The organism is Rhodanobacter sp. FW021-MT20, assembly GCF_041107475.1.
Classification (GTDB): Bacteria; Pseudomonadota; Gammaproteobacteria; order Xanthomonadales; family Rhodanobacteraceae; genus Rhodanobacter_A; species Rhodanobacter_A glycinis.
Map to the genome: position 1 here is coordinate 129,356 of NZ_JBGBPX010000010.1, position 26,979 is coordinate 156,334.

Annotated in this window: 20 protein-coding genes; 11 read left to right on the top strand and 9 right to left on the bottom strand. The window is 65.2% G+C overall.

Features of this window, described 5'->3' with window-relative positions; all coding sequences use genetic code 11:
• The first annotated feature begins 87 nt into the window (after positions 1-87).
• Together trxA and AB7849_RS12215 are read left to right on the top strand one after the other, a co-directional pair.
• On the top strand, positions 88-960 hold the full coding sequence (trxA, locus tag AB7849_RS12210; RefSeq protein WP_008211071.1) for a thioredoxin: 873 nt from the start codon (positions 88-90) through the stop codon (positions 958-960).
• Between the two features lie 70 nt (positions 961-1,030).
• Positions 1,031-1,483 carry a DUF4442 domain-containing protein gene (locus AB7849_RS12215; RefSeq protein WP_008211073.1) on the top strand — a complete coding sequence of 151 codons (453 nt, stop codon included), beginning with the start codon at positions 1,031-1,033 and terminating at the stop codon, positions 1,481-1,483.
• A gap of 137 nt (positions 1,484-1,620) precedes the next feature.
• On the opposite strand, the gene AB7849_RS12220 is transcribed toward AB7849_RS12215, so the two are convergent.
• Both AB7849_RS12220 and AB7849_RS12225 read right to left on the bottom strand, forming a co-directional pair.
• Entirely contained in the window at positions 1,621-2,289 is a 669-nt protein-coding gene (locus AB7849_RS12220) for a hypothetical protein (RefSeq protein WP_008211075.1), read from the bottom strand.
• Positions 2,290-2,291: 2 nt separating this feature from the next.
• Entirely contained in the window at positions 2,292-2,819 is a 528-nt protein-coding gene (locus AB7849_RS12225; protein WP_008211077.1) for an RNA polymerase sigma factor, read from the bottom strand.
• Between the two features lie 323 nt (positions 2,820-3,142).
• Here AB7849_RS12225 and AB7849_RS12230 point away from each other — a divergent pair, with 323 nt between their 5' ends.
• From AB7849_RS12230 to AB7849_RS12245, 4 genes are all read left to right on the top strand, one after another.
• A complete protein-coding gene (locus tag AB7849_RS12230) occupies positions 3,143-4,201 on the top strand; it encodes a tellurite resistance/C4-dicarboxylate transporter family protein (protein WP_037099635.1) in 1,059 nt (352 codons plus the stop codon).
• Positions 4,202-4,382: 181 nt separating this feature from the next.
• Positions 4,383-5,267: an HNH endonuclease gene (locus AB7849_RS12235; protein ID WP_008211080.1), complete on the top strand. Its 885-nt coding sequence runs from the start codon at positions 4,383-4,385 to the stop codon at positions 5,265-5,267.
• A 201-nt stretch (positions 5,268-5,468) separates the two neighbouring features.
• The gene (locus tag AB7849_RS12240; RefSeq protein WP_008211082.1) at positions 5,469-6,131 is read left to right on the top strand and encodes a DUF502 domain-containing protein; all 663 of its coding nucleotides are present in this window, start codon (positions 5,469-5,471) and stop codon (positions 6,129-6,131) included.
• A 103-nt stretch (positions 6,132-6,234) separates the two neighbouring features.
• Positions 6,235-8,058, top strand: a complete 1,824-nt coding sequence (locus AB7849_RS12245) for a M14 family metallopeptidase (protein WP_008211083.1) — start codon at positions 6,235-6,237, stop codon at positions 8,056-8,058.
• A 109-nt stretch (positions 8,059-8,167) separates the two neighbouring features.
• Here AB7849_RS12245 and AB7849_RS12250 read toward each other — a convergent pair whose 3' ends face one another.
• Positions 8,168-8,857, bottom strand: a complete 690-nt coding sequence (locus AB7849_RS12250; RefSeq protein WP_369501110.1) for an LrgB family protein — start codon at positions 8,855-8,857, stop codon at positions 8,168-8,170.
• Positions 8,847-9,260, bottom strand: a complete 414-nt coding sequence (locus AB7849_RS12255; RefSeq protein ID WP_008211088.1) for a CidA/LrgA family protein — start codon at positions 9,258-9,260, stop codon at positions 8,847-8,849. The genes AB7849_RS12250 and AB7849_RS12255 overlap by 11 nt, the downstream gene beginning before the upstream one ends.
• A 77-nt stretch (positions 9,261-9,337) precedes the next feature.
• Between AB7849_RS12255 and AB7849_RS12260 the strand changes: the two genes are divergently transcribed.
• From AB7849_RS12260 to rapA, 5 genes are all read left to right on the top strand, one after another.
• On the top strand, positions 9,338-10,222 hold the full coding sequence (locus AB7849_RS12260) for a LysR family transcriptional regulator (protein ID WP_037099642.1): 885 nt from the start codon (positions 9,338-9,340) through the stop codon (positions 10,220-10,222).
• Positions 10,223-10,353: 131 nt separating this feature from the next.
• On the top strand, positions 10,354-12,492 hold the full coding sequence (locus tag AB7849_RS12265; protein WP_369501111.1) for a M13 family metallopeptidase: 2,139 nt from the start codon (positions 10,354-10,356) through the stop codon (positions 12,490-12,492).
• Between the two features lie 354 nt (positions 12,493-12,846).
• The gene (locus tag AB7849_RS12270) at positions 12,847-15,177 is read left to right on the top strand and encodes a catecholate siderophore receptor Fiu (RefSeq protein WP_008215456.1); all 2,331 of its coding nucleotides are present in this window, start codon (positions 12,847-12,849) and stop codon (positions 15,175-15,177) included.
• A gap of 87 nt (positions 15,178-15,264) precedes the next feature.
• Complete coding sequence (locus tag AB7849_RS12275) at positions 15,265-15,942, top strand: Fe2+-dependent dioxygenase (protein WP_008215459.1); 678 nt, start codon at positions 15,265-15,267, stop codon at positions 15,940-15,942.
• Positions 15,943-16,024: 82 nt separating this feature from the next.
• Positions 16,025-18,865, top strand: coding sequence for an RNA polymerase-associated protein RapA (gene rapA, locus AB7849_RS12280; RefSeq protein WP_369501112.1), 2,841 nt, complete (start codon positions 16,025-16,027; stop codon positions 18,863-18,865).
• A gap of 162 nt (positions 18,866-19,027) precedes the next feature.
• Here the strand turns inward: rapA and AB7849_RS12285 are convergent, their stop codons facing one another.
• The 5 genes from AB7849_RS12285 to AB7849_RS12305 all read right to left on the bottom strand — a co-directional run bounded on the left by AB7849_RS12285 (position 19,028) and on the right by AB7849_RS12305 (position 26,860).
• Positions 19,028-19,639 carry a hypothetical protein gene (locus tag AB7849_RS12285; RefSeq protein ID WP_037102232.1) on the bottom strand — a complete coding sequence of 204 codons (612 nt, stop codon included), beginning with the start codon at positions 19,637-19,639 and terminating at the stop codon, positions 19,028-19,030.
• A gap of 9 nt (positions 19,640-19,648) precedes the next feature.
• Positions 19,649-19,906, bottom strand: coding sequence for a DUF2249 domain-containing protein (locus AB7849_RS12290; RefSeq protein WP_037102234.1), 258 nt, complete (start codon positions 19,904-19,906; stop codon positions 19,649-19,651).
• Positions 19,907-20,017: 111 nt separating this feature from the next.
• Positions 20,018-20,683 (bottom strand): rhomboid family intramembrane serine protease, encoded by a 666-nt coding sequence (locus AB7849_RS12295; RefSeq protein ID WP_008216147.1) that lies wholly within the window; start codon positions 20,681-20,683, stop codon positions 20,018-20,020.
• A 184-nt stretch (positions 20,684-20,867) separates the two neighbouring features.
• Positions 20,868-21,527, bottom strand: a complete 660-nt coding sequence (locus tag AB7849_RS12300) for a C40 family peptidase (RefSeq protein ID WP_008216148.1) — start codon at positions 21,525-21,527, stop codon at positions 20,868-20,870.
• A 215-nt stretch (positions 21,528-21,742) separates the two neighbouring features.
• Positions 21,743-26,860 (bottom strand): calcium-binding protein, encoded by a 5,118-nt coding sequence (locus tag AB7849_RS12305; RefSeq protein ID WP_369501113.1) that lies wholly within the window; start codon positions 26,858-26,860, stop codon positions 21,743-21,745.
• Positions 26,861-26,979 lie beyond the last annotated feature (119 nt).

Consider the following 26,979-nt stretch of genomic DNA (forward strand, 5'->3'; position numbering starts at 1 on the left):
GCGTCAACGGCGCGCATGTGTCGAAGCCCTTGATATGCTCGTGCCCGCCCCGACCTTCAGCGGGCATCCCGCCTACCGGAGCCCATCGTGACCGATACCGCCACCACTCACGTCTTCGACGTGGACCCGACCAACTTCGAGACCGATGTCCTGCAGGCCTCGCAGGCCACCCCGGTGCTGGTGGATTTCTGGGCCACCTGGTGCGGCCCGTGCAAGACCCTCGGCCCGATGCTGGAAAAGCTTGCCGCCGAATACAACGGCGCGTTCCGGCTGGCCAAGGTCGACGTGGACAAGAACCAGGAGCTGGCCGGCATGTTCGGCATCCGCTCCATTCCCACCGTGATGCTGGTGAAGAATGGCGAGATCGCCGACGGTTTCTCCGGTGCCTTGCCCGAGGGCCAGTTGCGCGAATTCCTGTCGCGCCATCTGCAGCCACTGGACGGAGCCGGCGATGAAGATGCCGCCGACGCCGTCGAAGCCCCGGCCGAAACGCCCGAACAGGCCATCAACCGCCTGCAGCAGGCCATCGCCACCGAGCCGGACCGTGCCGAGCTCAAGCTCGACCTCGCCCTGGCACTGATGCAGGCCGGTCAAAGCGACGCCGCCGAAACCGAACTGAACGCCCTGCCCGCCAACCTCGCCACCGATGCCCGCGCCGTCCGCCTGCGCAGCCAGCTCGAACTGGCGAGCACGCTGAAAAACGCGCCCACGCTGGCCGAACTGCAACAGCGCGTGCAAACCGATGCCACGGACTGGGAGGCCCGCGACCTGCTCGGCGTGCGCCTGCTGCTCGGCGACGAGCCGGCCACCGGCCTCGACCAGTTCCTCGTCATCCTCGAAAAGGCCCGCGACTGGAACGACGGTGCCGCGAAAAAGCGCCTGCTGGCGGCGTTCAATACGCTCGATGATGCGGAACTGGTGGGACGCTACCGGCGCCGGATGGCTTCGCTGTTGTTCTAAGCGGTGCGAGTGGCACACCATACGCAAAGGTATGGTATCGTTCCGGCGACTTCGACACGCTTCCCGCCCCATGCGCGCATCCACTTTCCGCCGGCTGTTGAATCTGTGGCCGCCGTTCCTGTTCAACAGCATCCGCCTGCAATCGGTCAGCGACGACTACACCGAAGCAAGGGTGGTGTTGCGCCTGCGCCCGTGGAACCGCAACTACGTCAAGAGCCAGTTCGGCGGCAACCTGTTCGCGATGACCGACCCGTTCTGGATGCTGCTGGTGATGCAGCAACTGGGCAAGGACTACTTCGTGTGGGACAAGGCCGGCACGATCGACTTCGTCGCACCTGGCTATGAAGACGTCTACGCCCACTTCAAGCTGGAACCCGGCGTGATCGACGAACTGCGCACGGCAGCCGCCGGCGGCGAGAAGGTGTTGCGCTGGTTCGAGACCGACGTCGTCACCGCCTCGGGCAAAGTAATCGCCCGGGTGCGCAAGCAGATCTATGTGCGCTTGAAGCCAAAGGCGCGCTGAGGCCCTGTCCCACCGCCATTCCGTACCCAGTCGTCATTCCGGCGCAGGCCGGAATCCAGAAACCGGGCTCAGGGATTTCGCGATAACCCCGCCGTGACGACACTGGATTCCGGCCTGCGCCGGAATGACGGACGGCTTCAGTCCCGCTCGAAGCGCGCCATCTCCTCCAGCACCGCTTCAGCCCTGACGATGGCGCTGCCGGCCAGGCCATTCTCCAGCCAGCGGCCATGACCCAGCCGGCGCAGCACGAAGCGGATCAGGAACACCAGGCCCACCGACACCGCCACGCTCAGCAACAGCCACGCCATGAGCCCCGGTCGCCAGCCCTGCTGCCACAGATTCAGCCCGACACGATCCCCCTCGTACTGCGCCAGCATCAGCAAGGCCGGTATCCACACCACGCCACCCAGCACCGCGAACACCGGCGCTTCCACCTTCACCCGCCAGACGCGCATCCGGGCAAGGCGGCGCTGGATGTCCAGCACCGGCGCGGTGTAATCGATGCCTTGTTGCATCACCAGCAAGCGGATCGGGAAGGCAAACGCCAGGGTACCGAACAGTTGCATGAAGGCACCGCAAGCCACCGCCTGCCAGATGCCCAGGTGCGTCGACCAGAAGCTGATGCCCCACAGCATGATGGCGACGCCAAGCACGATAAGCAGCGACTGTCCCCATGCCAGCGGTCGCAAGTGCCGGTGCAGGCGGTCGGCGCGCCCCTGTCGCAACAGCTCCAATTGCAACGCATTCTGCCGCTCCAGTTGCTGTCCCATGGCCTGCCAGGCCAGCTTCATCTCGTCGAGTTCCATCGTCATGCTCCGGTAGGTGCCGGCGCGGTCATCTGGCCGCGCAGCTTCTGCTTGATGCGATTGATCTTGGTGGCCACGTTGGTTTCGCTGATGCCGAGCACGTCGGCGATCTCGGCGTAGCTGCGGTCTTCCAGGTACAGCAGGATCAGCGCGCGATGGAGCGGATCGAGCTGGCCGATGCAGGCGTACATCGCAGCCAGCCGCTCATCAGTTTCGGCAATGACCTGGCCACCACCGATGCTGTCCAGATGATGTTCATCCAGCGGTTCGACACGGCTGTCCAGCGACGTCTTGCGGCGACGCAATTGCGAGATCGCCACGTTCAACGCAATGCGGTACATCCAGGTGGAAAACTTCGCCCGGCGCTCGTCGTAGTGGCCGAACGATCGCCACAACTGCACGCAGATTTCCTGCGCCAGATCATCGCGATCGGCAGCGCTGACGGCATACACCGAAGCCACCTTGAACACGATGCCGCGATGCTCGTGCAGCAGTGCCTCGAACTGTCGCTGATGGCTGCGGCTGGTCATGTCATCCGTATTCCCCGTGATACACCCCATGATTCGCACGGCGCGAAAAAAAAATCACACCTCGTCCGAAGACCATTTGTTACCGCTCGCCCCGGATTGCGTCCGGGGCAGGCTCCGAGTGCAGAGCGCAGACCGAAGGCCGAAGTCGCAGGACACCCACGGCGAAGCGCTGGCCATGCGGGCCCCACTTCGACTCCACCAGCTGCGCAGGCTACGCTCAGTGCGAACGGCGGGGCCCGGGGTCGTGTCTCTGCTGCGCCTTCACACCGGCGCGCCGGCCCACGGTCGCATAATGACCGAGGTTGCCGGCGATGGAGGGTGCGATGGCTGTGGTGGATGCGCTATTGCGGCGAGTACGCCGGCTCGACCCCGGCTGCTTCGCGCTGGTGATGGCCACCGGCATCGTCTCCGTCGACGCCAGCCAACACGGCATGCCGTGGCTGGCGCTGGCCTTGTTCGCCTTCAACCTGATCGCCTACGCCTGGCTGCTGGTGCTGACCGCGCTGCGGCTGGCGCGTTTTCGCCACAGCATGGTGGCGGATTTCGTCGATCCCTCGCGCGGCGCCGGCTTCCTGACACTGGCAGCGGCGACCAGCGTGCTCGGCAGCCAATGCCTGCTGGTGGTGTCGTGTCCGCGGCTGGCCCTGGGCTTGGCGATCGCCGGCGCCGTCCTCTGGCTGGCACTGATCTACCTGTTCTTCGCCGCCACCATCACCGCCCGCTTCAAGCCCGGCTTCACCCGCAGCATCAACGGCGGCTGGCTGGTGGCGGTGGTCTCCACGCAGGCATTGGCGGCACTGGTTGCACTGATCGCCGGCCACGCACCCACGCCGCGCGGCGGCTGGCTGTTCGTGGCGCTGTGCCTGTACCTGCTGGGCGCGGCGCTGTACCTGCTGATCATCACGCTGGTGGTCTATCGCATGGTGTTTTTCCCGATGCGCGCACGCGAGTTCACGCCACCGTACTGGATCGACATGGGTGCACTGGCGGTAACCACGCTGGCCGGCAGCCTGGTGGTCATCAACACGCCAGCCGCCAGCCCGCTGTTGCCCCTGCTGCCGTTCGTGAAAGGATTCACCCTGTTCTTCTGGGCCACTGCCAGCTGGTGGATTCCGCTGCTGGTGATCCTGGAACTGTGGCGCCACATCTGGCGCCACGTGCCGGTGCGTTACGAAACCGACGACTGGGACATCGTGTTTCCCATCGGCATGTATACCGTGGGCACGTTCGAACTGGCACAGGCACTGCATCTGGATTTTCTGCGGACGATTCCTGCCGTGGGCGTCTACGTCAGCCTGCTGGCCTGGCTGCTGGTGGCGCTGATCGGATTGCGCCGGTTGTACCGGAGCCAGTTTCGGCACGCGCCGCACGTGTCGCGCTGACATGCGCTGTGGGCACAGCGTGGTGTGCACTTTGATCCCTTGCACCGCTTCGCCATCAGCTCGCTGAACGCCCCTGAAGGACTCCACGATACTTCCGCTTTTGCAAGTCCGGCATGCCGTGCCACGCGTGAAATCCCATAGCGCGTTATCCCTGGTAACCTGGGCAACACGGGGAGGCAGGATGACCAACGCGATATTCACCGCTTCAGAAAGCTCCGCTTACGACGACCAGATCGAGTGCCGTTACCACTTCCCTCGCACCTATCTTCGACAGGTCGAAGAGGCTATTGGTGACTGGATCATCTACTACGAACCACGTCGGTCCACTGGTCCGAACCGCGCTGGTGGCCGACAAGCCTACTTTGCCATCGCTCAAGTCGCGGGCATCACGCAGGACCCCGCGCGACCGGATCATCATTACGCACAGATGCGCGGCTTCCTGGAGTTCGATCAAGCCATCGCGTTTCGTGAAGGTGCAGAGTACCGGGAATCAATTCTGCAAAAAGCGGATGGTTCAACCAACAAAGGCGCCTTCGGTCGATCTGTTCGCCTGATTCCCAGAGAGGAATTCGATCGAATCGCACAAGCCGGCCTGTACGCCCAGCCCCAACCATGGGAGCTGGCTGACCGGGTGGCAGAACCTGTGCCTGAGTATGTCGTGCACCCCATCGTGGAACAGGTCAGCCAACGAAAATTTCGTGATGCCGCATTCAGGCGCCATGTCCGCAACGCCTACGCAAACACTTGTGCGGTCACAGGTCTTCGCCTGATCAATGGCGGTGGTCGCCCTGAAGTTCAGGCTGCCCATATCCGTTCGGTAGAAGCCGATGGCCCCGATACCGTCCGCAATGGCATTGCCCTCACCGGCACGGCTCACTGGCTATTTGATAGAGGCCTGCTGACCTTCGCCGATGACTACAGCATCCTGCTCTCACCCCATGGCGTACCCGATGATCTGGACAAGCTGATTCTGCCGGATAGAAAGCTGCGTATCCCTGCCAATCCCGACCTGCGACCGCACGCAACCTATCTGGCCTGGCACAGGGAAAATTGCTTCAAGCGGTAGCTGTACCGTCGAGGCAATCGGTGCCTCCAGCAATTCGCTGGAAACGGCGGCAGCCAAAGATCCACACGACGGTGGGTCAGGAACAAGCAAGAACATCACGACTGAAGCCTCTCCTTGCAAAAACACCCGCCAAACGGCTTTCCCAGGGCACCACAGTCGTCGCCTACAATGGCCGAACCATCCCCCTGACGTGCCCACCCCATGCAACCGCTGCGCCTCAAACGCTATCTGCTGACCGGACTGCTCACCTTCATCCCGTTGTGGGTGACCTGGCTGGTGTTCAAGTTCGTGCTGGGTCTGCTGGCCGGGATCGGCGCGCCGGTGGTGGCGGGCTTCGTCAAGGCGTTGGCGCTGGTGGCGCCGCGCGCAGCCGATGCGCTGAACCAGGACTGGCTGATCTTCATCCTCGCCCTGCTGCTGACGCTGGCCGCGCTGTATACGCTCGGCTGGCTGGCGCACCGGGTGATCGGTCGGCGCGTGCTCGATGCTTTCGACGGACTGTTGCACCGCATCCCGCTGGTGCAGACGATTTACGGCGGCACCAAGAAGCTGATGACGGTGCTGCAGAACAAGCCCGGCGGCATGCAGCGCGTGGTGCTGATCGATTTCCCCCGGCGCGGCATGAAGGTGGTCGGTTTCGTTACCCGCACCATGGTCGAGGAAGGCACCGGCCGCGAGATGGCGGCGGTATACATCCCCACCACGCCCAACCCAACCGGCGGCTATCTCGAACTGGTGCCGGTGGACGAGCTGACGCCGACCGACTGGACGATGGACCAGGCGATGGCCTTCATCATTTCCGGTGGTGCCGTGGCGCCGGACACTCTGCCTGCGCCTGCCCGCCATCCCGATCACCCGCTGTAGCCGGCGCGCTGCGCGCGCGCGCCACCACGACGAAAGGCATGCGCGCACAGGGAGCGCTCCCACCACAATGCCTGCGTCTTTCACGCCAGTGCCGGGGAACCTCATGCCGAAATGGCCGCTTACCGCATTGCTCATGCTTGCCACGGCATGCGTGCCTGCCACCACGTTCGCGTCCACGAACTGGATCACCCCGGCCGAGGCGGCACACTTCCGTACCACGCCGAGTTATGCCGATACGCTGACCTACCTGCAACGATTGCAAAAGGCCGCGCCCGGCAAGATCCATCTGGAAACCTTCGGCACCACGCCGGAAGGCCGGCCGATGACGGTGGTGATCGCCAGCGGCGATGGCACGTTCACTCCGCAAGCGGCCCGCGCCGCGCACAAGGCTGTCGTGCTGGTGCAGGCCGGCATCCATCCGGGCGAGATCGCGGGCAAGGATGCCGGCCTGATGCTGTTACGCGATTTCGCCATCACCGGCAAGTATCCGCACCTGCTTGATCATGTGGTGCTGGTCTACATCCCGGTGTTCAGCGTGGATGGTCACGCGAATTCCTCGCCCTACAACCGCATCAATCAGAACGGCCCAGCCAGCATGGGCTTCCGCGGGCAGTCGCAGTACCTCAACCTCAACCGCGACTACATCAAGGCCGACGCGCCGGAAATGCGCGCGTGGCTGAAGTTGTGGCAGACGTGGCTACCGAATTTCCTGGTCGACGTGCATGCCACCGACGGCGCCGACTACCAGTACGACCTGACCTGGTACACCGAAGACCCGCACAAGCTCGATCCCGCCGTGGCGTCCTGGCAGCAGCAGCTCACCGACACGGTGATGCCGGCCTACGACAAGCGCGGCCATCTCGCTTCGATCTATCTGGAGTTCAAGGATGGTCGCGACCCGCGCAAGGGCATCGCGAATTTCGGCTCCGGCCCACGCTTCTCCACCGGCTACGCGGCGCTTCAGAACCGGCCCGCGCTGCTGATCGAAACGCACATGCTCAAGCCCTACGGCGTGCGCGTGAAGGCCGTCTACGATCTGGTCGAATTGATGCTGGCCGACATCAACCGGGACCCGGCCGCCCTGCTCGCCGCCACGCACAAGGCCGATGCCGACGTGATCGCCCGCGCCGACAATCCTGCGGCACGCGTACCGCTCACCTTCAAGCTCGATCCCGTGCCCACGTCGTACACGCTGAAGGGCTACGCCTTCAGCCAGACCCACAGCGACATCTCCAACGACATTTGGATCCGGTACGACCCGCACACGCCGCGCAACTACACCATCCAGAACTGGAACCGTCTGTTGCCGGATCTCTCGATCACCCCGCCGGCGGCCTATGTCGTGCCGGCACAGTGGACGGTCATCATCGACCGGCTGAAAGCACACGGCATTGCCTACCGGCGCATCGACCACCCGCTGACGATGACCGCGCAGGGCTACCAGCTCGACGATCCGCGCTGGGCGACCCGGTCATTCGAAGGCCACCTGATGCTGCGCGATTTCACGCTGGCGACGGCACCACGCACCGTCACCCTGGCGCCCGGCTCGGTGATCGTGCCGATGGATCAGCGCGCGGCCAACGTGGCGATCGAATTGCTCGAACCGCAGGCACCCGACTCGTTGCTGCACTGGGGCTATCTGAATGCGATCTTCGAGGCGAAGGAATACGGCGAACCGCGCGTGCTGGAGAAGCTGGCGCGCGAGATGATCGCGAAGAACCCGGCGCTCAAAGCCGAATTCGAAAAGAAATTGCACGACGATCCGGCCTTCGCCGCCAGCAGCCACGCGCGCCTGGAATTCTTCTACAAGCGCTCGCCGTGGTACACGGTGCAGCGTGTTGGCGCGTACCCGGTGTTGCGACTCAACGCGGCAGAGCTGCGCCAACTGTCTGTCTCCCTCTCCCCGTCGGGGAGAGGGGCGGGGTGAGGGGCCGCTCTTGCGAAAACCTCGCTTGTGAAGTGTTTCCGCGAGCACCCGCCCCTCATCCGACCCTTCGGGCCACCTTCTCCCCGACGGGGAGAAGGAAAACGCCGAATCACCGCAGCAGCCAGGCGACCCCGGGGGCAGCCAGCACATTGAGCAGGCCGGCCAGCACCATCGCGAGGCTGGCGATGGTGCCCTCCTCGGCTCCCACGTCCCAGGCCTTGGCGGTACCGGCGCCATGTGCGCCGACACCGAACAACGCGCCGCGTGCCAGCGCCGAACGCAGCGGAAGGTATTTCAGCAACAACTCACCCAACGCGATGCCGGCCACGCCGGTGATCACCACAAACAGCGCGGTCAGATCCGGCACGCCGCCGATATCGGCCGACACCAGCATCGCCAGCGGCGTGGTGATCGAACGCGGCACCAGGCTCAGGCGCAGGCTTCCACTCAAACCAAACAATGTGGCCAGCCCCCACGCGCTGCTCATCGCCACCGTGCTGCCACCCAGCACACCGGCCAGCAACGCAGCCCAGTGCTGGCGGATCAACCGTCGATAACGCCAGATTGGCAGCGCGAACGCCACTGTCGCCGGACCCAGCATCAGCACCAGCCAGTGCGTGTCGCGGCTGTACACCGGGTAGTCCATACCGAACAGCAGGCCCAGCGCGATCAGCAGCACGGGGACGGTGAACAGCGGCGAGGTCCACCAGCGCGGCAGCCGCCGGTACAGTGGCTTGAGCAGGTAGTAACCGCCCAGCGTGACCGCCAGCCACGCCAGCGAGGCGAGTTCACTGCGCATGGTGTTTTTGCCTCCAGCGCCAGACCAGATCGACCAGGAAGGCCGTGGCCGTCATCACCAGCACGGTGCCGATCAGGATCACCGCCACGATGCGCACGCCCTCCGCACGCAGCAGCGCCGCATGCTGCGACACCGCCATCACGGCGGGAATGAAAAACAGCAGCATCTCGGCCAGCAGCCAGTCGGCACCGCGGCGCAGGCTCGACATCGGCACCACGCCGCACGCCAGCATCAGCAGCAATACGCCCAGCGCCAGCACACTGCCCGGCACCGGCAGGCGCCACGCACGCACCACGTATTCGCAAACGGCGCACAGCACCACCAGCAGCAACACCTGCACAAGCAGGGCAAGCCGGGGATGGCGACGATCAAGCAGGCGCATGCGGGCATGGAGCGTTTTCATGGCGCCAGCCTATGGCCATCCCGTATATGATGGAAATGAATTGTTTCCGTCATTTCAATTCGTTTTTGGAATACATTATGGACCTGCGCAGCCTGCGTTATTTCACCGAGGTGGCCAGTCGCGGTGGCTTCGCCCGCGCGACCGGCTCGGCCCACGCCAGCCAGCCCACGCTGAGCAAGGCCATCGCCCAACTGGAAGACGAACTGGGCACACGGCTGCTCGACCGTGACCGTCGCGGCGTGCGCCTGACCCAGGCCGGCGAGATCGTGCATCGCCACGCGCTGGCCATGCTGGCGCGAACCGAGCATCTGCGCGCCGAGCTGGACGCATTGCAAAACCTGCATCGCGGTGAACTGCGACTGGGCCTGCCGCCGCTGGGCAGCAGCGTGCTGTTCGCGCCCCTGCTGGCACGCTTCCGCGAACAGCATCCGCAAATCGACATCCACCTGCTGGAACACGGCAGTCGGCGCCTGGAGCAATCCGTGCTGGCCGGGGAGCTGGAAATCGCCGCCACGCTGCGTCCGGTCGGCGAAGGGCTGGACTGCCAGCCAGTCTGCGACGAACCCATGCTGGCCCTGCTGCCGCAATCGCATCCTCGCGCACGGGCGCGCCGCTTCCGCATGGAGTGGCTGGGCGAGTCGCCGTTGATCCTGTTCGAGGAAGGCTTCGCGCTGAACCGGCTGATCCGCGACGCCTGTGCCGGCCACGGCGTGGCGCCGCGCGAGACCGTGCACAGCGCGCAAGTGGACTTCATCCTGGCGCTGGTCGCCGCCGGTGGCGGCATCGCCCTGCTGCCGCGGCTGACCGTGGAGGAGCGTTCGCTCAGCGGCGTGGTCGCCGTGCCGCTGTCCGGCCGCGACCTGCGCTGGCAGATGGTGCTGGCCTGGCGCCGCGGCGCCGAGCTTTCGCCGGCCGCCCGCGCCTGGCTGGCACTGGTTGCCGACACCACCCCTGACCTTTGACACTGGGCCCCCCATGACCTTTGACCTAGCGTGAGCGGTCATGGTCGCGGGCGGGGAGGCCCACCGGCACGGTCCGCGCGAACCAGGAAGCCTACGGGCAAATCACATTGCTATTTATCAGAGGGATACCCATGACCAAGCAGTATCTGAAGCCGCTGGCGCTGGCCGCCAGCCTGAGCCTGGCGCTTGCCGCGTGCGGCAAGAGCGAGCAGGCCGCCGCGCCCGCCCCGGCTCCGGCCAAGACCGTCGCCGCGCCGGCTGCCGCAGCCAGCACTGCTGCCGCAGCCGCGCCCAAGAGCGTGTTCGACGTCAGCGAGCTGGGCGCGCCCACCGAGGCCTGCCAGGACTTCAATACCTTCGTCAACGCGAAGTGGGTTGCGGCCAACCCGATTCCCTCCGACCGCACCCGCTGGGGCGCGTTCGACCAGTTGGCCGACAAGAGCATGGACGAGCAGCACCAGATTCTCGAGAACGCCGCAAAGAACGTTGCCAGCGCCAAGGACGGTTCGACCGAACAGAAACTGGGCTGGCTGTACTCCGCCGGCATGGATGAAGCGGCCATCGACAAGGCCGGTTTCGACCCGATCAAGCCGCAGCTGGCGCAGATCGACGGCCTGAAGAACAGCGCCGACATCGCCAATTTCATCGACACCAGCTTCAACAACGGTGACAGCTACATCTTCAGCTTCGGCTCCGGCGCCGACTTCAAGGATGCGACCAAGCAGATCGGCTACGTGTACCAGGATGGCCTGGGCCTGCCGACCAAGGATTACTACTTCAAGCCACAGTACAAGGACATCCGCACCGCGTACGAGGCCTACATCGCCAAGTCGCTGGAGCTGGTCGGCGTGTCCGCCGCCGATGCCAAGAAGCAGGCCGGCGAAGTGATGAAGTTCGAAACCGAGCTGGCCAAGGCCTCGCTCGCTCCTACCGAGATGCGCAATCTCGACAACCAGTACCACTTCGTCAGCCTGAAGGAAGCGGACAAGATCAGCCCGCACTTCAACTGGCAGAAGTTCTTCGCCGCCCAGGGCGTGACCATCGACAAGGGCTTCTCGCTGTCGCAGCCGAAATTCATCGCCGAGTTCGACAAGCTGCTGGCCCACGCGCCGGTGTCACAGTGGCAGGCCTACCTGCGCTTCCACCTGATCAGCAGCGCCTCGTCCGCGCTGAGCAAGCCGTTCGAGGACAACCGCTTCGACTTCTACGGCAAGACCCTGTCCGGCCAGCCGGAACAGAAGCCGCGCTGGAAGCGCGTGCTGCGCTCGGTGAATGGCGCCATGGGCATGGGCCTGGGCCAGCTGTACGTGGCCAAGTACTTCCCGCCGGAATCCAAGCAGCGCGCCGAAGAGCTGGTGACCAACGTGCGCAACGCGTTGAAGGATCGCATCGAGCACCTGGACTGGATGAGCGAAGCGACCAAGAAGAAGGCGCTGGACAAGTGGGCCGAATTCCTGCCCAAGATCGGCTACCCCGACAAGGGCGAATGGCGTGACTGGAGCGGCCTGAAGATCGAGCAGGGCAACTGGTTCGCCAACCTCGAAGCCGCCAGCAAGTACAACTACCACTACGACATCAGCAAGATCGGCAAGGCCACCGACCGCAAGGAATGGGGCATGACCCCGCAGACGGTCAACGCCTACTACGACCCGAGCACCAACACCATCAACTTCCCGGCCGCGATCCTGCAGGCGCCGTTCTTCTATGCACACGGCGACGACGCGATCAACTACGGCGGCATCGGTGCGGTGATCGGCCACGAGTCCAGCCACGGCTTCGACGACCAGGGCAGCCAGTTCGACGGCCACGGCAACCGCGAAGACTGGTGGACGCCGCAGGACAAGAAGCAGTTCGATGCGCGCACCAAGCTGCTGGTCGAGCAGTTCGACGGCTACACGCCGATCAAGGGCAAGCCGGACCTGCACGTCAACGGCAAGCTGACCCTGGGCGAGAACATCGCCGACCTGGGCGGCCTGAACATCGCCTACGACGCCCTGCAGACCGCGCTGAAGAATCACCCGCAGGAAGCGGCCACCAAGATCGACGGCTATACCGAGGACCAGCGCTTCTTCCTCAGCTGGGCCCGCGTGTGGCGCGGCAACATCCGCGAGAAGCAGGCCGAGCTGTACCTGAATGTCGACCCGCATTCGCCGGCATCGATCCGCGCCATTGCCGCTCCGTCGGACATGAGCGCATTCGCCAAGGCGTTCCAGTGCAAGACCACCGATCCGATGGTCCGCTCTGGCGACAAGCAGGTGAAGATCTGGTAAGTCGCTTCGGCCAAGCCACGCCAGTCGCGGCTTGACCAGACCAAAGGCCCCGCACGCGAGTGCGGGGCCTTTTTCGTGGGCGCCACGATTGTGGGGAAGCAGGCATTACGGGTTGACGACGCGAAAGATGTTGCAAATCATTCTCATTAAAAATAACATTGACTGAATGATTCGTTGCGACGGTCGCGCCGTCCGTGTCTCGGGGAACCGACCCGGCCTGCGCCATGACGACAGTGCAGCGCGCTCGCGGATCCCGCTGCCGGGATCCGTGGACACGCCAGCCATCCGGCCGCCAAGTCGCAACCTCGCGCCCCCTGCTTTCCCCTTTCCAGAAACGCCGTGGAGTTTTTACCGATGGACTTCATCAAGAGCCGCAAGCATCCCGTCACGCGCCGTTCGTGCGCACCGACACTCACCGCCGCCACGCTGATGACCGGCCTGGCGCTGGCGCTGCCCGCGGTCGCTGCAACGTCCACCGATACCGCCTTCCCCACGCCCGAACAGCTTGCTTCGGCCAAGCGCCTGCCGGCCGTCAACGTGGAAGGCACCGCGGCGGCGTACAAGATCGATCAACTCTCCTCGTCCAAGTTCACCGAACCGCTACTCGACACGCCGCAGACCATCAGCATCATCAGCAAGGAAATCATCCAGCAGCAAGGCGCCACCACGCTGACCGAAGCGCTGCGCAACAGTCCCGGCGTGGGCACTTTCTACGTGGGCGAGAACGGCACCACTTCCACCGGTGACGCCATCTACATGCGCGGTTTCGACACCTCCGGCAGCATCTTCGTGGATGGCGTGCGCGACCTCGGCTCGATTTCGCGCGACGTGTTCAACATCGAGCAGGTGGAAGTGACCAAGGGCCCGGATGGCACCGAATACGGCCGCACCGCGCCCACCGGCGCGGTCAACATGGTCAGCAAGCAGCCGATGCTGGGCAACGCCGTCTCCGCCTCGATCTCCTACGGCAGCGGCAACCACAAGCGCGCGACCGCCGACTTGAACCAGGTCACCGGCAACCACTCTGCCTTCCGCCTCAACGTGATGGGCCAGAACAGCGGTGTGGCCGGCCGCGACCACGTGAAGAACGATCGCTGGGGCATCGCCCCCACGCTGGCGTTCGGCCTGGGCACGCCCACCCGCGTGTACCTGGACTACCTGCATGTGAAGCAGACCAACGTGCCCGACGGCGGCGTCCCCGCCATCGGCCTGCCCGGCTATTCCAGCCCCGATCCGACGCGCCCGTTCATCAGCAACGCCCCCCAGGTCAACCCGCACAATTTTTACGGCATCGACGCCGACCACGACCACGTCACCGCGGACATGTTCACCGTGATCGTCGAGCACGACTTCTCGCCGGACATGGCCTTGCACAACACGCTGCGCTGGGGCCGCACGCATGAGGATTACCTGCTGACCTCGTTCATGGGCAACGCGGCCAACCTGGTCACGCCGAACCCGGCCGATCCGTCCAGCTGGTCGCTGGTCCGCAGCATTCCGAACTACAAGGACCAGACCAACCGCATCGTCACCAACCAGACCAACCTCACCGCCAGCTTCACCACCGGCAGCGTCATCCACGACATCAGCACCGGCATTGAGCTGAGCCAGGAGAAGCTCAACACCGGTGGGCTCGGCACGCTGGACGGCAGCACGGCGTCACCCGCCAACCTGTACGACCCCAGCTGGAATGCCACCGGTCTGGTCTACGGCGACACCGGCATCTCCAGCCGCGGCAAGACCGACACCTACGCCGCCTACCTGTTCGACACGCTGAAATTCGGCGAGCACTGGCAGGTGAACGCCGGTGCGCGACTGGACCACTACACCACCCGCTTCGACAGCATCGTGGCGTGTGGTGGCCGTCGCGGCCCCGATTGCGGTGGCCTACCGGCCGGCAGCCCCGCGCCTGGCGTCGACGCCAGCAAGAACGGCAACCTGCTCGGCTACAAACTCGGCGTGCTGTACAAGCCCAGCGCGATCAGCAGCATCTACGCCAATTTCGCCGTATCGCAGGAGCCGCCGGGCGGCAACGGCCTGTCACTCAGTTCCTCGGCCAACAGCGCGGACAACCCGATCTTCGATCCGGAAAAAGCCCGCACCACCGAAATCGGCACCAAGTGGAACCTGCTCGACGACCAGTTGCTGCTCACCGGTGCGCTGTACCGCACCGTGGTCACCAACCAGGTCGTGCAGGATCCGACTGACCTGCTGTACTACCAGGTTGGCAAGAAGCGCGTGCAAGGCATCGAGCTGAACGCGGTCGGCCAGATCACCCGGAACTGGGCGGTCAGTGCCGGCTACACCGTCATGAACGCCAAAGTCACCACCGGCCCGAACGTCTCCGAAGACGGCTCCGACGACCTGGCCTACACGCCGAAGAGCGCTTTCACCGCCTGGACCACCTACCACCTGCCGTTCAACCTGACCATCGGCGGCGGCGCGCGCTACTCCGGCGAGATGAAGCGCGGTACCGACGGCGCCATCGGCACACCGGCCTTCACCCGTGCCTACTGGGTGTTCGACGCGATGGCCAGCTATCCGCTCAACAAGCACATCGACCTGCAGTTGAACCTGTACAACCTGTTCAACAGGAAGTACGTGGCGGCGATCAACAAAAGCGGCTACCGCTACACCCCGGCCACGCCACGCTCGGGCATGCTGACCGCCAACATCCGCTTCTGATCCGAGTCAGGCTGTCACCTGCGGTTTCAGGCAAACTCGAAAGCCCTTCCCCTGCGGGGAGGGCTTGCCGCGTTGAGGACCCTCGCCATGCTGTTGCACATCCCTGCCATCCTCGATCACGACCAGATCGTGCAGCTGCGCCAGGCGCTGGATGCCGCCGACTGGACCGATGGCCGCGAAACCGTCGGCGTGCAGGGCGCACTGGTGAAACGCAACCGGCAGCTGCCCGATGCTTCGCCACTGCGCGCCGAGCTGGGCCACATCGTGCTGGCCGCACTCGCACGCCACCCGCTCTACCATGCCGCCACCTTGCCGCTGCGCACGCTGCCGCCGCGCTTCAACCGCTACGAAGGCGGTGGCCAATACGGCATGCATGTCGACGGTTCGGTGATGTCGCTGCCTGGCGGCGAGCAGTTGCGCAGCGACATCTCCTGCACGCTGTTCCTCAGCGAACCGGACGATTACGACGGCGGCGAGCTGATCGTCAGCGATACCTATGGCGAACACGAGGTGAAGCTGCCCGCCGGCGACGCCATCATCTATCCGTCCAGCAGCCTGCACCGCGTGCAACCGGTCACCCGCGGCGCGCGCCTGGCCTCGTTCTTCTGGGTGCAAAGCCTGATCCGCGACGACGGTCGCCGCCGCCTGCTGTTCGAACTGGATACCTCGATCCAGCGCCTCACCGCCACCGGCGCCGATGCCGACGCCGTGCTGCAACTCACCGGCACCTACCACAACCTGCTGCGGCAATGGGCCGAAGCCTGAAGAGGGCCGGCGACACGCAACGGTTCCCACCACGCGACCGGGAGCGGATAATCGGCGACCCCTGAAACTCCACGGCTGTGCAATGTTCGTACCTGGTCAACGCTGGATCTCCACCGCCGAGCCGGAACTCGGCCTCGGTACCGTGCTGCGCGTCGAAGGACGCGGCGTGCAGGTGCTGTTCGCCAAGGCTGGCGTGCTGCGCCCCTACGCGATCGACTCGGCACCGCTGGTGCGGGCCGAATTCCGCGCGGGACAACGCGTGGCCGGCAAGGGGGTCGCCTTCCTGGTCGAACGGGTGGAAGTGAAGGACGACCTGCTGATCTATCGCGGTGAAGGTCGCGAACTGCACGAAGGCCAGCTCGACGACGAACAAAGCGTAAGCCAGGCCGACGAGCGCCTGACCGGTGGCCGCACGGATCCGGTGAGCCACTTCGAGCTGCGCCTGGAAGGCTTGCAACGCCGTGCCGACGCCCGCCGCTCACCCACCTGGGGACTCGGCGCCGCGCGCATCGGGCTGGTGCCGCACCAGTTGCGCGTGGCCGGCGCCGCCGCCGCTCGGCGGCCACCGCGGGTGTTGCTGGCCGACGAGGTGGGCCTGGGCAAGACCATCGAGGCGGGCATGATCATCGCCCGCCAGCTCGCCGCCGGCCGCGCCTCGCGTGTGCTGGTGCTGCTGCCCGACACGCTGGTGTACCAGTGGTTCGTCGAATTGCTGCGTCGCTTCAACCTCAGTTTCGCGATCTACGACGAAGAGCGCTGCGAGGCGCTGGAGCAATCCGGCGACGACAGCAACCCGTTTGAAGACGAGCAGATGGTGATCGCTGACTTCGGCTTCCTGCAGGCCAGCGCGAAACGCGCGCAGCAACTGCTCGATGCACCGTGGGACCTGCTGGTGGTGGATGAGGCCCATCATCTGGAGTGGACGCCCGAAGCCGCCAGTCCGCGCTACACGCTGGTGGAACAGCTGGCCGCGAAGACGCCCGGCGTGATCCTGCTCACCGCCACTCCCGAGCAACTCGGCCGCAGCGGCCATTTCGCCCGCCTGCGCCTGCTCGATCCGCAGCGCTACCACGACCTGGACACCTACCTGGCCGAAGCCGATCGCTTCCAGCCGTTGTCGCGCATCGCCGATCGGCTGCTCGACGGCGAAGCCCTGGACGCCGAGCAGCGCTCCCATCTGCACGCCTTGTTCGCCGGCGACGATGCCTTGCTCGCCTGCCTGGCCGACACCACCAAGGCCGCCCACGCGCGCACGATTCTTGATGCGTTGATCGATCGCCACGGCACCGGCCGAGCCATGTTCCGCAACCGCCGTGCCGGTATCGGCGGCTTCCCGCAGCGCCAGCCGACATGGCATGTGACTGAACCTGACGAGGTCAGCGACGACGCCCGCCAGTCCCTGCTCGCCGAGTTCCACGCCGACATCCAGCAACCGGCACCCGTGCTGGAACTGGACTACGCGGATGACCCGCGGCTCGAAACCCTGGTCGCCCTGCTCGACGAACACCCGCAAGACAAGTTCCTGCTGATCTGCCGCAGCCAGGCCAAGGTGCTGGCGCTGGAAGAAGCGCTGCGCACGCGCACCGGCGCCGGCATCGCGCGCTTCCATGAAGGCCTGGGCATCATGCAGCGCGATCGCAACGCCGCGTTCTTCGCCCAGCCCGATGGCGCGCGCCTGCTGCTGTGCTCGGAGATCGGCTCGGAAGGCCGCAACTTCCAGTTCGCGCACCGGCTGGTGCTGTGGGATTTGCCGCTCGACCCCGACCTGCTGGAACAACGCATCGGCCGACTCGACCGCATCGGCCAAAGCCACGACATCGCCATCCACATTCTCGCCGTGGCCGACAGCGCACAACACGTGCTGGCCCGCTGGTACGACGAAGGCGTGGACGCGTTCCGCGCCAGCCCGGCCGATGGCCGCGAACTGCTGCGCCGTTTTGGCGGCACGCTGACGCAACTGGCCGAGGAGCACGCCCGCGGCCCCGGCAGCCGCGACCAGGAACTGGAAGCGCTGCTGGCCGAGACCCGCGCCGCCCACGAACAATTGGCCGAACTGATTCGCGCCGGCCGCGACCACCTGCTGGAACTGGCAGCCAACCGCGACCTGCATGCCGAGGAACTGGGCCAGGCATTCCGCCGCGAAGACATCGATCCGGCCCGCGATGCCTTCGTGCAACGCCTGCTGGAAGCCTTCGGCATCCATGCCGAAGAACTCGGCGGCCAGATACTGCTGCTCGATCCGCAATACCTGTCCACCGATGCCCTGCCCGGCTTCGCCGAAGGCCCGCAATCGGCGACATTCGCGCGCGACGTGGCACTGGCGCGCGAGGAACTACCACTGCTGCGGCTCGACCACCCGCTGGTGGCCGGCGCGCTGGACCTGGCGCTGTCCGGTGAACAGGGCAACGCCGCCTTCATGGTCGACGACGCGCTGCCGCCGCGCACCGCACTGCTGCAGGCGGTGTACCTGCTTGAATGCGTGGCCCACCGCCAGCTCGATGCCGAACGCTTCCTGCCGACCCAGCCGATCACGGTCACCGTGGACACCCGACTGGCCGAACGCGCCGATTTCCGCCCCAGTGACATCGCTTTGCGCAAGGCCGCCGACCGCAACATCGAAGTGGCGCGCTACCGCAAATTCCTGACCAAGCTGGTACCGCCGATGCTGGAACGCAGCGAAGCCATTGCCACCTTGCGCTCGCAATCAGTCATCGACGAGGCCACCGTGCTCGCCACCGAGATGCTGGATGCGGAACTGTCACGCCTGCGTGCCCTGCACGCAGTCAACCCGTCGATCAGCGAGGCGGAAATCACCGCCGTCGCCGACGAGCGCACCGCCCTGCTGGACGCTCTGCCGCAATCGCGGCTACGCCTGGACGCGGTGCGCTTCGTGGTCAGCGCGGACTTCCTGGCGCTTCGCTGAGCACTGTTGACCCAAGCGGGCGGTGCGCCAGCGCGCCTCGCCCCCGCTTTTCACAGCACCCCACTCCTCACCGTCATTTCCGCTTTCGCGGCTGTGACGAAGGTCGAGGCGACACGAAGTCGAGGCGCCAACGAGTCACCGGCGCCCGCCTTTGTCGTACCCTCACCGACGCTCAACCCGTATCACCGCCGGATCGTCGGCGTGTTCCAGCAACAGCCGTCGCACCCGTCCCTGCCACGCGGCACCGAATGCGCGCCGCTGCGCTGCATCGGCATTGCCCTGCAGCACCGGGCCCAGCAAGGCCCGCTGAGCAGGGTCGGGCGGGACGCTGGACAGGTCCAGGGTCAACGCCACGGCGGCGCCGGTATCGTTGCGACGGAACAGGATGGGGCCACCCTCGACGCTCTCGGCAAAATCCAGCAGGCCGCTGCGCACATGCTGGCCGCCGAGGCCATGGAAACCGTTTTCGGCGGCCGCACCGGTCAGCAGTGTGAGCACCTGTGCGGTCACGCCGGTCACGCCGTCATCCACGGGTGCCGGCATGCGTACGCTCACGCCGCCGCGCTCGGGTATCTCGCCGGGATAGAGCGTCATCAGCGCGGCACGCCCCAGCAGAAAGGCACCGGCCACGGTGGGGCACGAATGCCCGGCCAGGCGCACCGCGTCGGCATAGTGGTATTCCATCACACCGTCGCCCGCCGCGCCGAGCAGGTCAGCCAACCGGTCACGCACGCACACCACCGGCGCCTGGTCGAAAAACTCGGGCATGGACATGATCGCGCCTCAGCCAGTCACGCCGAAATCGATGACCACCAGCTCGGCATCGCGCTGCACATAGTTCACCGACAACACGTCGCCGTAGCGCTCGTTCAACTGGGCGATCAGCGGCAACGGATCGTGGTCGTTGATGAAGCGCATGGCTTCGCCCGGCTGCAACACGCCCAATGCAGCGAAGATCGACGAATGACGGAAACGCCGTGCGATGCCGCGTGCATCGAAGATGTGCGTGGAGTTCTGGCTCAGCGTGGCAGACGTGTACATGGGCATGGATACCTGTGGCGGGAATGACCCGCGCAGCATGCGCCGCCGCCACGCAGCCCCGCCATGACATGGATCAGCCCGCCCCGCGGCGACACGCCGCAGCCGCCACGGTCAGCGCATCAGGCGCCGTTTCGGCTTGATCGGAAACTTGCCGCGCCAGTACTGGATCAGCACGATGCCCCCGACCATTCCGCCCAGGTGCGCGAAATGCGCCACGCCCGCCTCGGTGCCGGTGACGCCCATGAACAACTCCACTGCCGCGTAGCCGATCACGAACAGCCACGCCGGCATCGGCACCGGCAGGAACAGCAGCATCACCTTCTCCTGCGGATACAGCATGCCGAACGCCAACAGCAGGCCGAAGATCGCACCGGAAGCGCCGATGGTGGGATAGAAGCCGTGGGTGAAGTATTTCACCACCAGCAGTTGCGCCAGCGCCGCCACGATCGCGCAGACGAAGTAGTAGATGACGAAGTGACGCGCGCCGAAGGTCTGTTCGATCGCCCCGCCAAACATGTACAGCGCGAACATGTTGAACAGGATGTGGGTGAAGCCGCCATGCATGAAGGCATAGGTGACCACCTGCCAGATGCGGAAACCGGCAGTGATGACATGCCCGTCTGGCGTGGCACCGGTGACATCCGGCCCCAGCGGCCACAACGCGAAATGCTGGGTCAGCGCCAGGCTGGTCTGGTCATGCAGCAACAGTTGCAGCACGAACACCAGCACATTGGCGATTAGCAGGTTGCGGGTAACGGGTGGCAGGTTGAAGGGCATGCAAGGTTTCCGGGAGCGATGGAGCAAGGGTAGCCGGGTGTACCCTCATGCGTCATGCGGTCGCCTGGACGGCTACGCACCCCTCCGCGACAATTCGCCACGCCACGAAGGGGCGCAAAAACCGGAAAAGGAAACGACAAGGCCGCCAGATGGCGGCCTCGTCCAGCGATGCGAGACAGGCGAATCAGCCCTGGCGAGCGGCCATCGAGTCGATCTCGGCCATCGCGTCCGGACGCTTGGCGCCGGCGAAACGCTTGGCCCAGTAGGCCTCCTGCAGGCTGTCCACGCGCACGGTTTCGCCGTGGCGGGGCGAATGGATGAAGCGCCCACCGCTGAGGTAAATGCCCACATGGGAGACGCGGCCGTGGCCGTGACGGCCGGCGGTGCGGAAAAACACCAGGTCGCCCGGCTTCATCTGGTCGCGCTTCACCTTGTGCCCCACGTGGAACTGCGAGGCGGAGTTGGTCGGCAGCTCCAGGCCCAGCGCATGGGCGAACACGTAACGCACGAAACCGCTGCAATCGAACCCGGTGGACGGGCTATGGCCGCCGCGCACGTACGGGCTGTTGCGCAGCTTCATGGCCAGGCTGATCAGGGTCTTGCGCAGATCCAGTGCCTGGTCATCCGCAGCGGACGCCGGCAAGGCCACCGGGCCACTGGGGATCATCGACTGCGCCAGCTTCGTGGCCGGGTTGAAGATCGGCAAGGCATCCATCAGCGGGGCGGACGCCCGGGCAGCGGCCATGTCGGCCGTGGCCCCGACCGTACCCGCAGCAAACAGCGTGCCGCTGGCGAGCAAGGCCGACACCAGCACGGCAGAAGCGGTCAATCGCTTGAAGAGCATTCGGGAAATCCCAGTGTAATCGCTGACTTCCGATCGCCCGCATGGTGCGACGACCGTGATGAAGGAGTGAACTTAGCAAAGGGAAGTGGACGACTTGTTCGGATGGAGTTAATTGAACCCTGTCGTCCAGCAAACCCGACACCTTTCCTTCAGCCCTGTGATCACCATCACTGCCGGGCGTCCTGGCAGGATCGCCCGGCGGGATCTGCCACAGCCTACGCGTGAGACATCTCGCGGTGCATGGTTGCACCATGCAGCTGGCCGGGGGCGCCCAGCGCGAAACCGTGATGCTGCTCGGCGTAGTCTGGAAGCGAGCTTTCGCCGCCCGCAGCGGCACCGAATCGGGCCATGGCCTGGATCAGCTGCTGGACCTCATGATTCACCTGGACGCCATGCGTCACCCCGCCGCCCCAGGCGTCGTGCCAGCGGCGCAGGTCGGGATGACGGCGATGCGTGCCGTCATTCCATGCATCCAGTCCATTGCCATGCCCGCCCGCGTCGGCGTGCCACGGCTCCGCGGGAGGCTGCGTGAACACCGGCCCGCTTTCCCTTGGTTGATCCATGACGATGGCACTCGACACGCCCGATGCCGATGCCTGCCGGGCACTTGCGGCCGGCATCAGCGTCAGCAGGCTGCCGAACTGCGAGGCCGGGATGGCATTGCCGTCGCTCGGCTGGACGTAGCTGATGGCGAGGTCGCCGCCCTTGAAGTGATCCTGCACGCGCACCTGCTGCGCCGCGTCGCCGTCGACCCGGATGACCAGGTCGTCACCGTCGCGGTGGAAGCTGAGCCGCGTGCGGGCGACGCCATTGAAGAACAGCCAGTCGGTGCCGCCGCCGGTGTTGTCGATCACGTCGCTGCCGGAACCGGCCTGCCACACGTACTTGTCGTTGCCGGTACCGCCGATGAGCAGGTCCTCGCCATCCTCGCCCACCAGCGTGTCCACGCCGGCGCCGCCGATCAGGATGTCGTTGCCCGAGCCGCTGAAGGAACCGTTGCCGCCGGAAAGGTAATCGTCGCCGTCGCCGCCTTCGAACTTGTCGTCGCCGCCGAAGCCGAAGATGGTGTCGTTGCCGCCGAGCCCGTGGATGAGGTCGCGCCCATTGGTGCCGAGCAATTGCTCGCCGGCAGCGGTTCCGTCCACGACGTTCGTGTAGTCGCCGTCGTTGCCGGTGTTGCCCGGATCGGGATCGCCGCCGGAGCTGCCGCCCGCCAGGGCGTTGATCGCCGCCGTGTCGAGCATCGAGCCGCTGGCCGGCTGCACGTAGTCGATGGCGTAGTCGCCGCCGAGGAAGTGCTTGGCGACGCGCACCGTGCTCCCGGCATCGCCGTCGACCGTGATCAGCAGGTCGTCGCCGTCGCGACTGAAGGCCAGGCGCGAGGCGGTGATGCCGTCGTTGAAGAACACGCCGTCGTAGCCGCCGCCGGTATTGTCGATCGTGTCCTGCCCGCCGCCGTAGACGTAGCTGTCGTCGCCGGTGCCGCCGAGCATGGCGTCGTTGCCATCCTCGCCGCTGAGCGTGTCGTTGCCCGCGCCGCCTTCCAGGCGGTCCGCGCCGGAGCCGGTACCGCTGCCGCCACCGCCGGCCAGGTAGTCGTCGCCGTCGCCGCCCTGCAGCGTGTCGTCCCCGCCCAGGCCGAACAACTGGTCGTCGCCGGCCAGGCCCTTGACCAGGTCCTTGCTGGCGCTGCCCACCAGTTGCTCGCCGGCCGCGGTGCCCTCGATCACCTGGTCGTACTGCCCGCCGGTGCTGCCGCCGGCCACGATCTGGTTGATCTGGGCCGTGGTGAGGTAGTTGCCGCCGTCCGGCTGCACGTAGTCGATGGCCGCATTGCCGCCGAGGAAATGGTTGCTCACGCGTACCGCCGGCGTCGCCGCGGCGTCCACGAAGATCAGCAGGTCGTCGCCGTCGCGGCCGAACGAAAGCCGCTCGCGGGTGATGCCGCCGGTGAAGAACACGCCGTCGAAGCCGCCGTCGGCGTTGTCGATCACGTCGCTGCCAGAGCTGGCGTCGAAGACGTACTTGTCGTCGCCGCTGCCGCCGACCAGGGTATCGTCGCCGCCGCCGGCCACCAGGGTGTCGTTGCCGCCGCCGCCGTCGATCCGGTTGGCGCCGCCGTTGCCGGCGATGTAGTTGTCCAGGCCGTTGCCAGTGCCGTCGATGTCCGCGCTCCCGGTCAGGAACAGGTTCTCGACGTTGGCCGACAGCACGTACGAGGCGGATGCCTGCACCTGGTCGGTGCCGGCGTTCGCCGCCTCGACCACGACGTCGCTGCCGTCGTCGACGATGTAGTTGTCGCTGCCGGCGCCGCCTTCGAGATGGTCCACGCCGGTGCCGCCGTCGAGGTAGTCGTCGCCGGACCCGCCGAACAGCGCGTCGCTGCCGTTGCCGCCGAACAGCGCATCGTTGCCGTCCAGGCCGTGCAGCGTATCGTCGCCTTCCCAGCCGCCGAGCGTGTTGTCGCCGGCATTGCCGGTGATCAGGTTGCCCAGGTCGTTGCCGTTGCCGGTCTTGACGCCGTTAGCCAGGATCAGGTTCTCGACGTTGTCCTTGAGCACGAGGTTGGTCTCGTAGCGGCGCTCGACCGTATCCAGGCCCTCGCCGATGTTCTCGTAGACCCAGTCGTCGCTCGACTCCTCGATGAAGTAGTCGTCGCCCAGCCCGCCGTAGAGCGAGTCGGCGCCCAGGCCGCCCTCCAGGCGGTTGTTGCCGGCATTGCCGATCAGCACGTTGTCCTGATCGTTGCCGGTGCCGTCGAGGTTGGCGCTGCCCAGCAGGGTGAGGTTTTCCAGCGTGGCGCCCAGCACGTAGTCGATGCCCGACTCGACGGTATCCGCGTCCTCCCCCGCGGCCTCGACAATCTGGTCACCCGCATCGTCGACGACGTAGGTGTCGTCACCCAGGCCACCGGTCAATGTGTCGGCGCCCGCGCCGCCGTCCAGTCGATTGGACGACGAATTGCCAACAATGGTATTCGCGCTGCTGTTGCCGGTGCCGCTCCACGCGCCACTACCCTCCACCAGCACCAGCTTCTCGATGTTCGCGGAAAGCGCGTAGCTGCTGTAGGCATTGACCACGTCGAGGCCTTCGCCGGCCTGTTCGACGATGGCATCACCTTCGGTGTCGACCACGTACGTGTCATCACCGACACCGCCGGTCAGGGTGTCGACGCCATAGCCACCGTCCAGCAGGTCGTTGCCGGTGCCGCCGATGAGCGTGTCGTCGCCGGCATTGCCTCGCAGCACGTCATCGCCCTGCAAACCCTCCAGGCGGTTTGCCACATCGTTTCCGTTCAGCTCGTTGTCCAGGCTGTTGCCCTTGGCATCAATACTGTCGCTGCCGGTGAGCTCCATCCGCTCCACGTTGTCCAGCAATGTGTAGGTCACGCTGCTGCGGATGGTGTCGTTGCCCTCGCCAGCGCCTTCCAGCAACGTGTCGCCTGCCGAGTCCACGACATAGATGTCGTCACCCGATCCACCAGCCATATGATCGTCGTCAGCGCCACCATCAAGAAAATCATTGCCGGAACCACCCAGCAATTGGTCTGTGCCCTCACCACCCAGCAGGTGGTCATTGCCATCACCGCTGTCAAGCTGGTCGTCACCCGTACCGCCATCGAGGAGGTCGATGCCAGCGCCACCAAGTAACATGTCGTTGCCGGCATCACCGTACAGGTGGTCGTCACCCACTCCCCCGCTGACATGATCATCACCACCCGCTGCATGGATGATGTCATCGCCCGCAAGGCCGTCTATGTCGTTGGCCAGAACGTTGCCGAGAATGGTGTCGTCCAGGGCAGTGCCCTTCAAAACCTCCAGATCCAGACTCGCGGCATCCAGATCCCGTCGTTGGCCGCTACCATCATCGATGGCCAAGCCGGACAGCGCATCACCGCTTGTGGGGTCGAACATGTGCTCCAGCCGGATCTCATCGTCGACGCTGTCGAGAAAGCGAACAACCAGGCTGGTCCCATCGCGACGGAAATACACCGTACTCAGGGCGATATCCGAAACATAAATGGTGTTCTGCCCCCCCACATCATCAATGGTGTCCTTGCCATCGCCTTTGGCGAAGAAGTACTGGTCATCGCCATAACCACCTTCCAGACGGTCGTTGCCCAATCCTCCGCTGAGGCGGTCGTCGCCCGCATCACCAAACAACTGGTCGTCACCATCGCCACCGAACAGTTGATCCGCACCATATCCCCCGCTGAGATGGTCACTACCTGAACTGCCATTGATGACATCTTCGCCATCATCACCCGCAAGGCTGTCGTTGCCAGCACCACCGGAGAGCGCGTCGTTACCGCTACCGCCGCTCAGATGATCATTGCCACTGTCACCGAACAGCTGATCTGAACCGCCCTCACCCTGGATGATGTCGTCGCCTTCGAAGCCGTTAATGGTGTCGTCAGACGCGTAGCCGACCAGATTGTCGCCAACTGAGGTACCTGCCAGTGCCTGCAGCTTCAAGTCGGGCATGCCCCATGTCTGGCCATCCGAGAACCGGATCTGATTGATGCTGTATGCACCGCTGCCCTCGCCGACGAAATGCGAGCGAACCCTGATGCTGTCGCCAGTAGCCAGAGACAGCAGCAGGTCATCCCCCGAGCGCTTCACGGTGACGTCGGAGGCAACGATGTTTCCGCCCAAAATGATCCTGTCCAGACGACCGGCCTGATCATCGTAGTTCTCGATGACGTCGTGGCCGAAGCCCGGCTCGAAGAAGTAGCTGTCATCACCAGCGCCACCATTCAAGGTGTCGTCACCGGCACCCCCGGTCAGACTGTCGTTGCCATCCCCGCCGAACAGCAAGTCGGCGCCGCTTCCGCCAGTCAGCTGATCATCGCCGTCCAAACCCAGCACCCGGTCATCACCACCCAACGCGTTGATCGTGTCGTTGAGGATGCTCCCGTACAGCACGTCGGCGCCTTCGGTGATCGGCAGCAAGACACGAGACAGAATGTCCGGCAGACCCCACTCGGTGCCGTCCTCGAACTTTATGGACTCGATGACGCCCTCGGCCAGGTGCCCGTTCTCATCAAACACGTTATCCAGTCGGATTTCACCAGCATCCTCCCCCGTTCCAACATGGAGAAAAATTGAAGTGAGGTCCCTGGTTACGGATACATCCGCGGTGGTGATCCCGCCCAGCAGCAGAAGCTGATCCGCGCCACTGCTGTCGTACACGCGATCCTTGCCATCGCCCAAGCTGTAATAGTATTTGTCGTCGCCACCACCGCCAAAGATCGCGTCGTCCCCGGTGCCACCAACAATGATTTCACCCTGGGCACCACCGAACAGGCTGTCATTGTTGGCTGTACCAAGCACCGAGGCCGTATCGAAAATCGGCGCTAGGTCGGGGTATGCCGCTAGCAGGCTGTTGAGAAACTCTCGCCCGAGCCGACTGTCATAGGCTCGATCAATCGCAAGGCTTCCCCTCGATGCGC

Excerpts from the sequence above, each read along its gene's own strand:
- AB7849_RS12215 (WP_008211073.1), top strand. The coding sequence starts at position 1,031 with ATGCGCGCATCCACTTTCCGCCGGCTGTTGAATCTGTGGCCGCCGTTC.
- AB7849_RS12220 (WP_008211075.1), bottom strand. The coding sequence starts at position 2,289 with ATGGAACTCGACGAGATGAAGCTGGCCTGGCAGGCCATGGGACAGCAA.
- AB7849_RS12225 (WP_008211077.1), bottom strand. The coding sequence starts at position 2,819 with ATGACCAGCCGCAGCCATCAGCGACAGTTCGAGGCACTGCTGCACGAG.
- AB7849_RS12230 (WP_037099635.1), top strand. The coding sequence starts at position 3,143 with ATGGCTGTGGTGGATGCGCTATTGCGGCGAGTACGCCGGCTCGACCCC.
- AB7849_RS12235 (WP_008211080.1), top strand. The coding sequence starts at position 4,383 with ATGACCAACGCGATATTCACCGCTTCAGAAAGCTCCGCTTACGACGAC.
- AB7849_RS12240 (WP_008211082.1), top strand. The coding sequence starts at position 5,469 with ATGCAACCGCTGCGCCTCAAACGCTATCTGCTGACCGGACTGCTCACC.
- AB7849_RS12245 (WP_008211083.1), top strand. The coding sequence starts at position 6,235 with ATGCCGAAATGGCCGCTTACCGCATTGCTCATGCTTGCCACGGCATGC.
- AB7849_RS12250 (WP_369501110.1), bottom strand. The coding sequence starts at position 8,857 with ATGCGCAGTGAACTCGCCTCGCTGGCGTGGCTGGCGGTCACGCTGGGC.
- AB7849_RS12255 (WP_008211088.1), bottom strand. The coding sequence starts at position 9,260 with ATGAAAACGCTCCATGCCCGCATGCGCCTGCTTGATCGTCGCCATCCC.
- AB7849_RS12260 (WP_037099642.1), top strand. The coding sequence starts at position 9,338 with ATGGACCTGCGCAGCCTGCGTTATTTCACCGAGGTGGCCAGTCGCGGT.
- AB7849_RS12265 (WP_369501111.1), top strand. The coding sequence starts at position 10,354 with ATGACCAAGCAGTATCTGAAGCCGCTGGCGCTGGCCGCCAGCCTGAGC.
- AB7849_RS12270 (WP_008215456.1), top strand. The coding sequence starts at position 12,847 with ATGGACTTCATCAAGAGCCGCAAGCATCCCGTCACGCGCCGTTCGTGC.
- AB7849_RS12275 (WP_008215459.1), top strand. The coding sequence starts at position 15,265 with ATGCTGTTGCACATCCCTGCCATCCTCGATCACGACCAGATCGTGCAG.
- rapA (WP_369501112.1), top strand. The coding sequence starts at position 16,025 with ATGTTCGTACCTGGTCAACGCTGGATCTCCACCGCCGAGCCGGAACTC.
- AB7849_RS12285 (WP_037102232.1), bottom strand. The coding sequence starts at position 19,639 with ATGTCCATGCCCGAGTTTTTCGACCAGGCGCCGGTGGTGTGCGTGCGT.
- AB7849_RS12290 (WP_037102234.1), bottom strand. The coding sequence starts at position 19,906 with ATGTACACGTCTGCCACGCTGAGCCAGAACTCCACGCACATCTTCGAT.
- AB7849_RS12295 (WP_008216147.1), bottom strand. The coding sequence starts at position 20,683 with ATGCCCTTCAACCTGCCACCCGTTACCCGCAACCTGCTAATCGCCAAT.
- AB7849_RS12300 (WP_008216148.1), bottom strand. The coding sequence starts at position 21,527 with ATGCTCTTCAAGCGATTGACCGCTTCTGCCGTGCTGGTGTCGGCCTTG.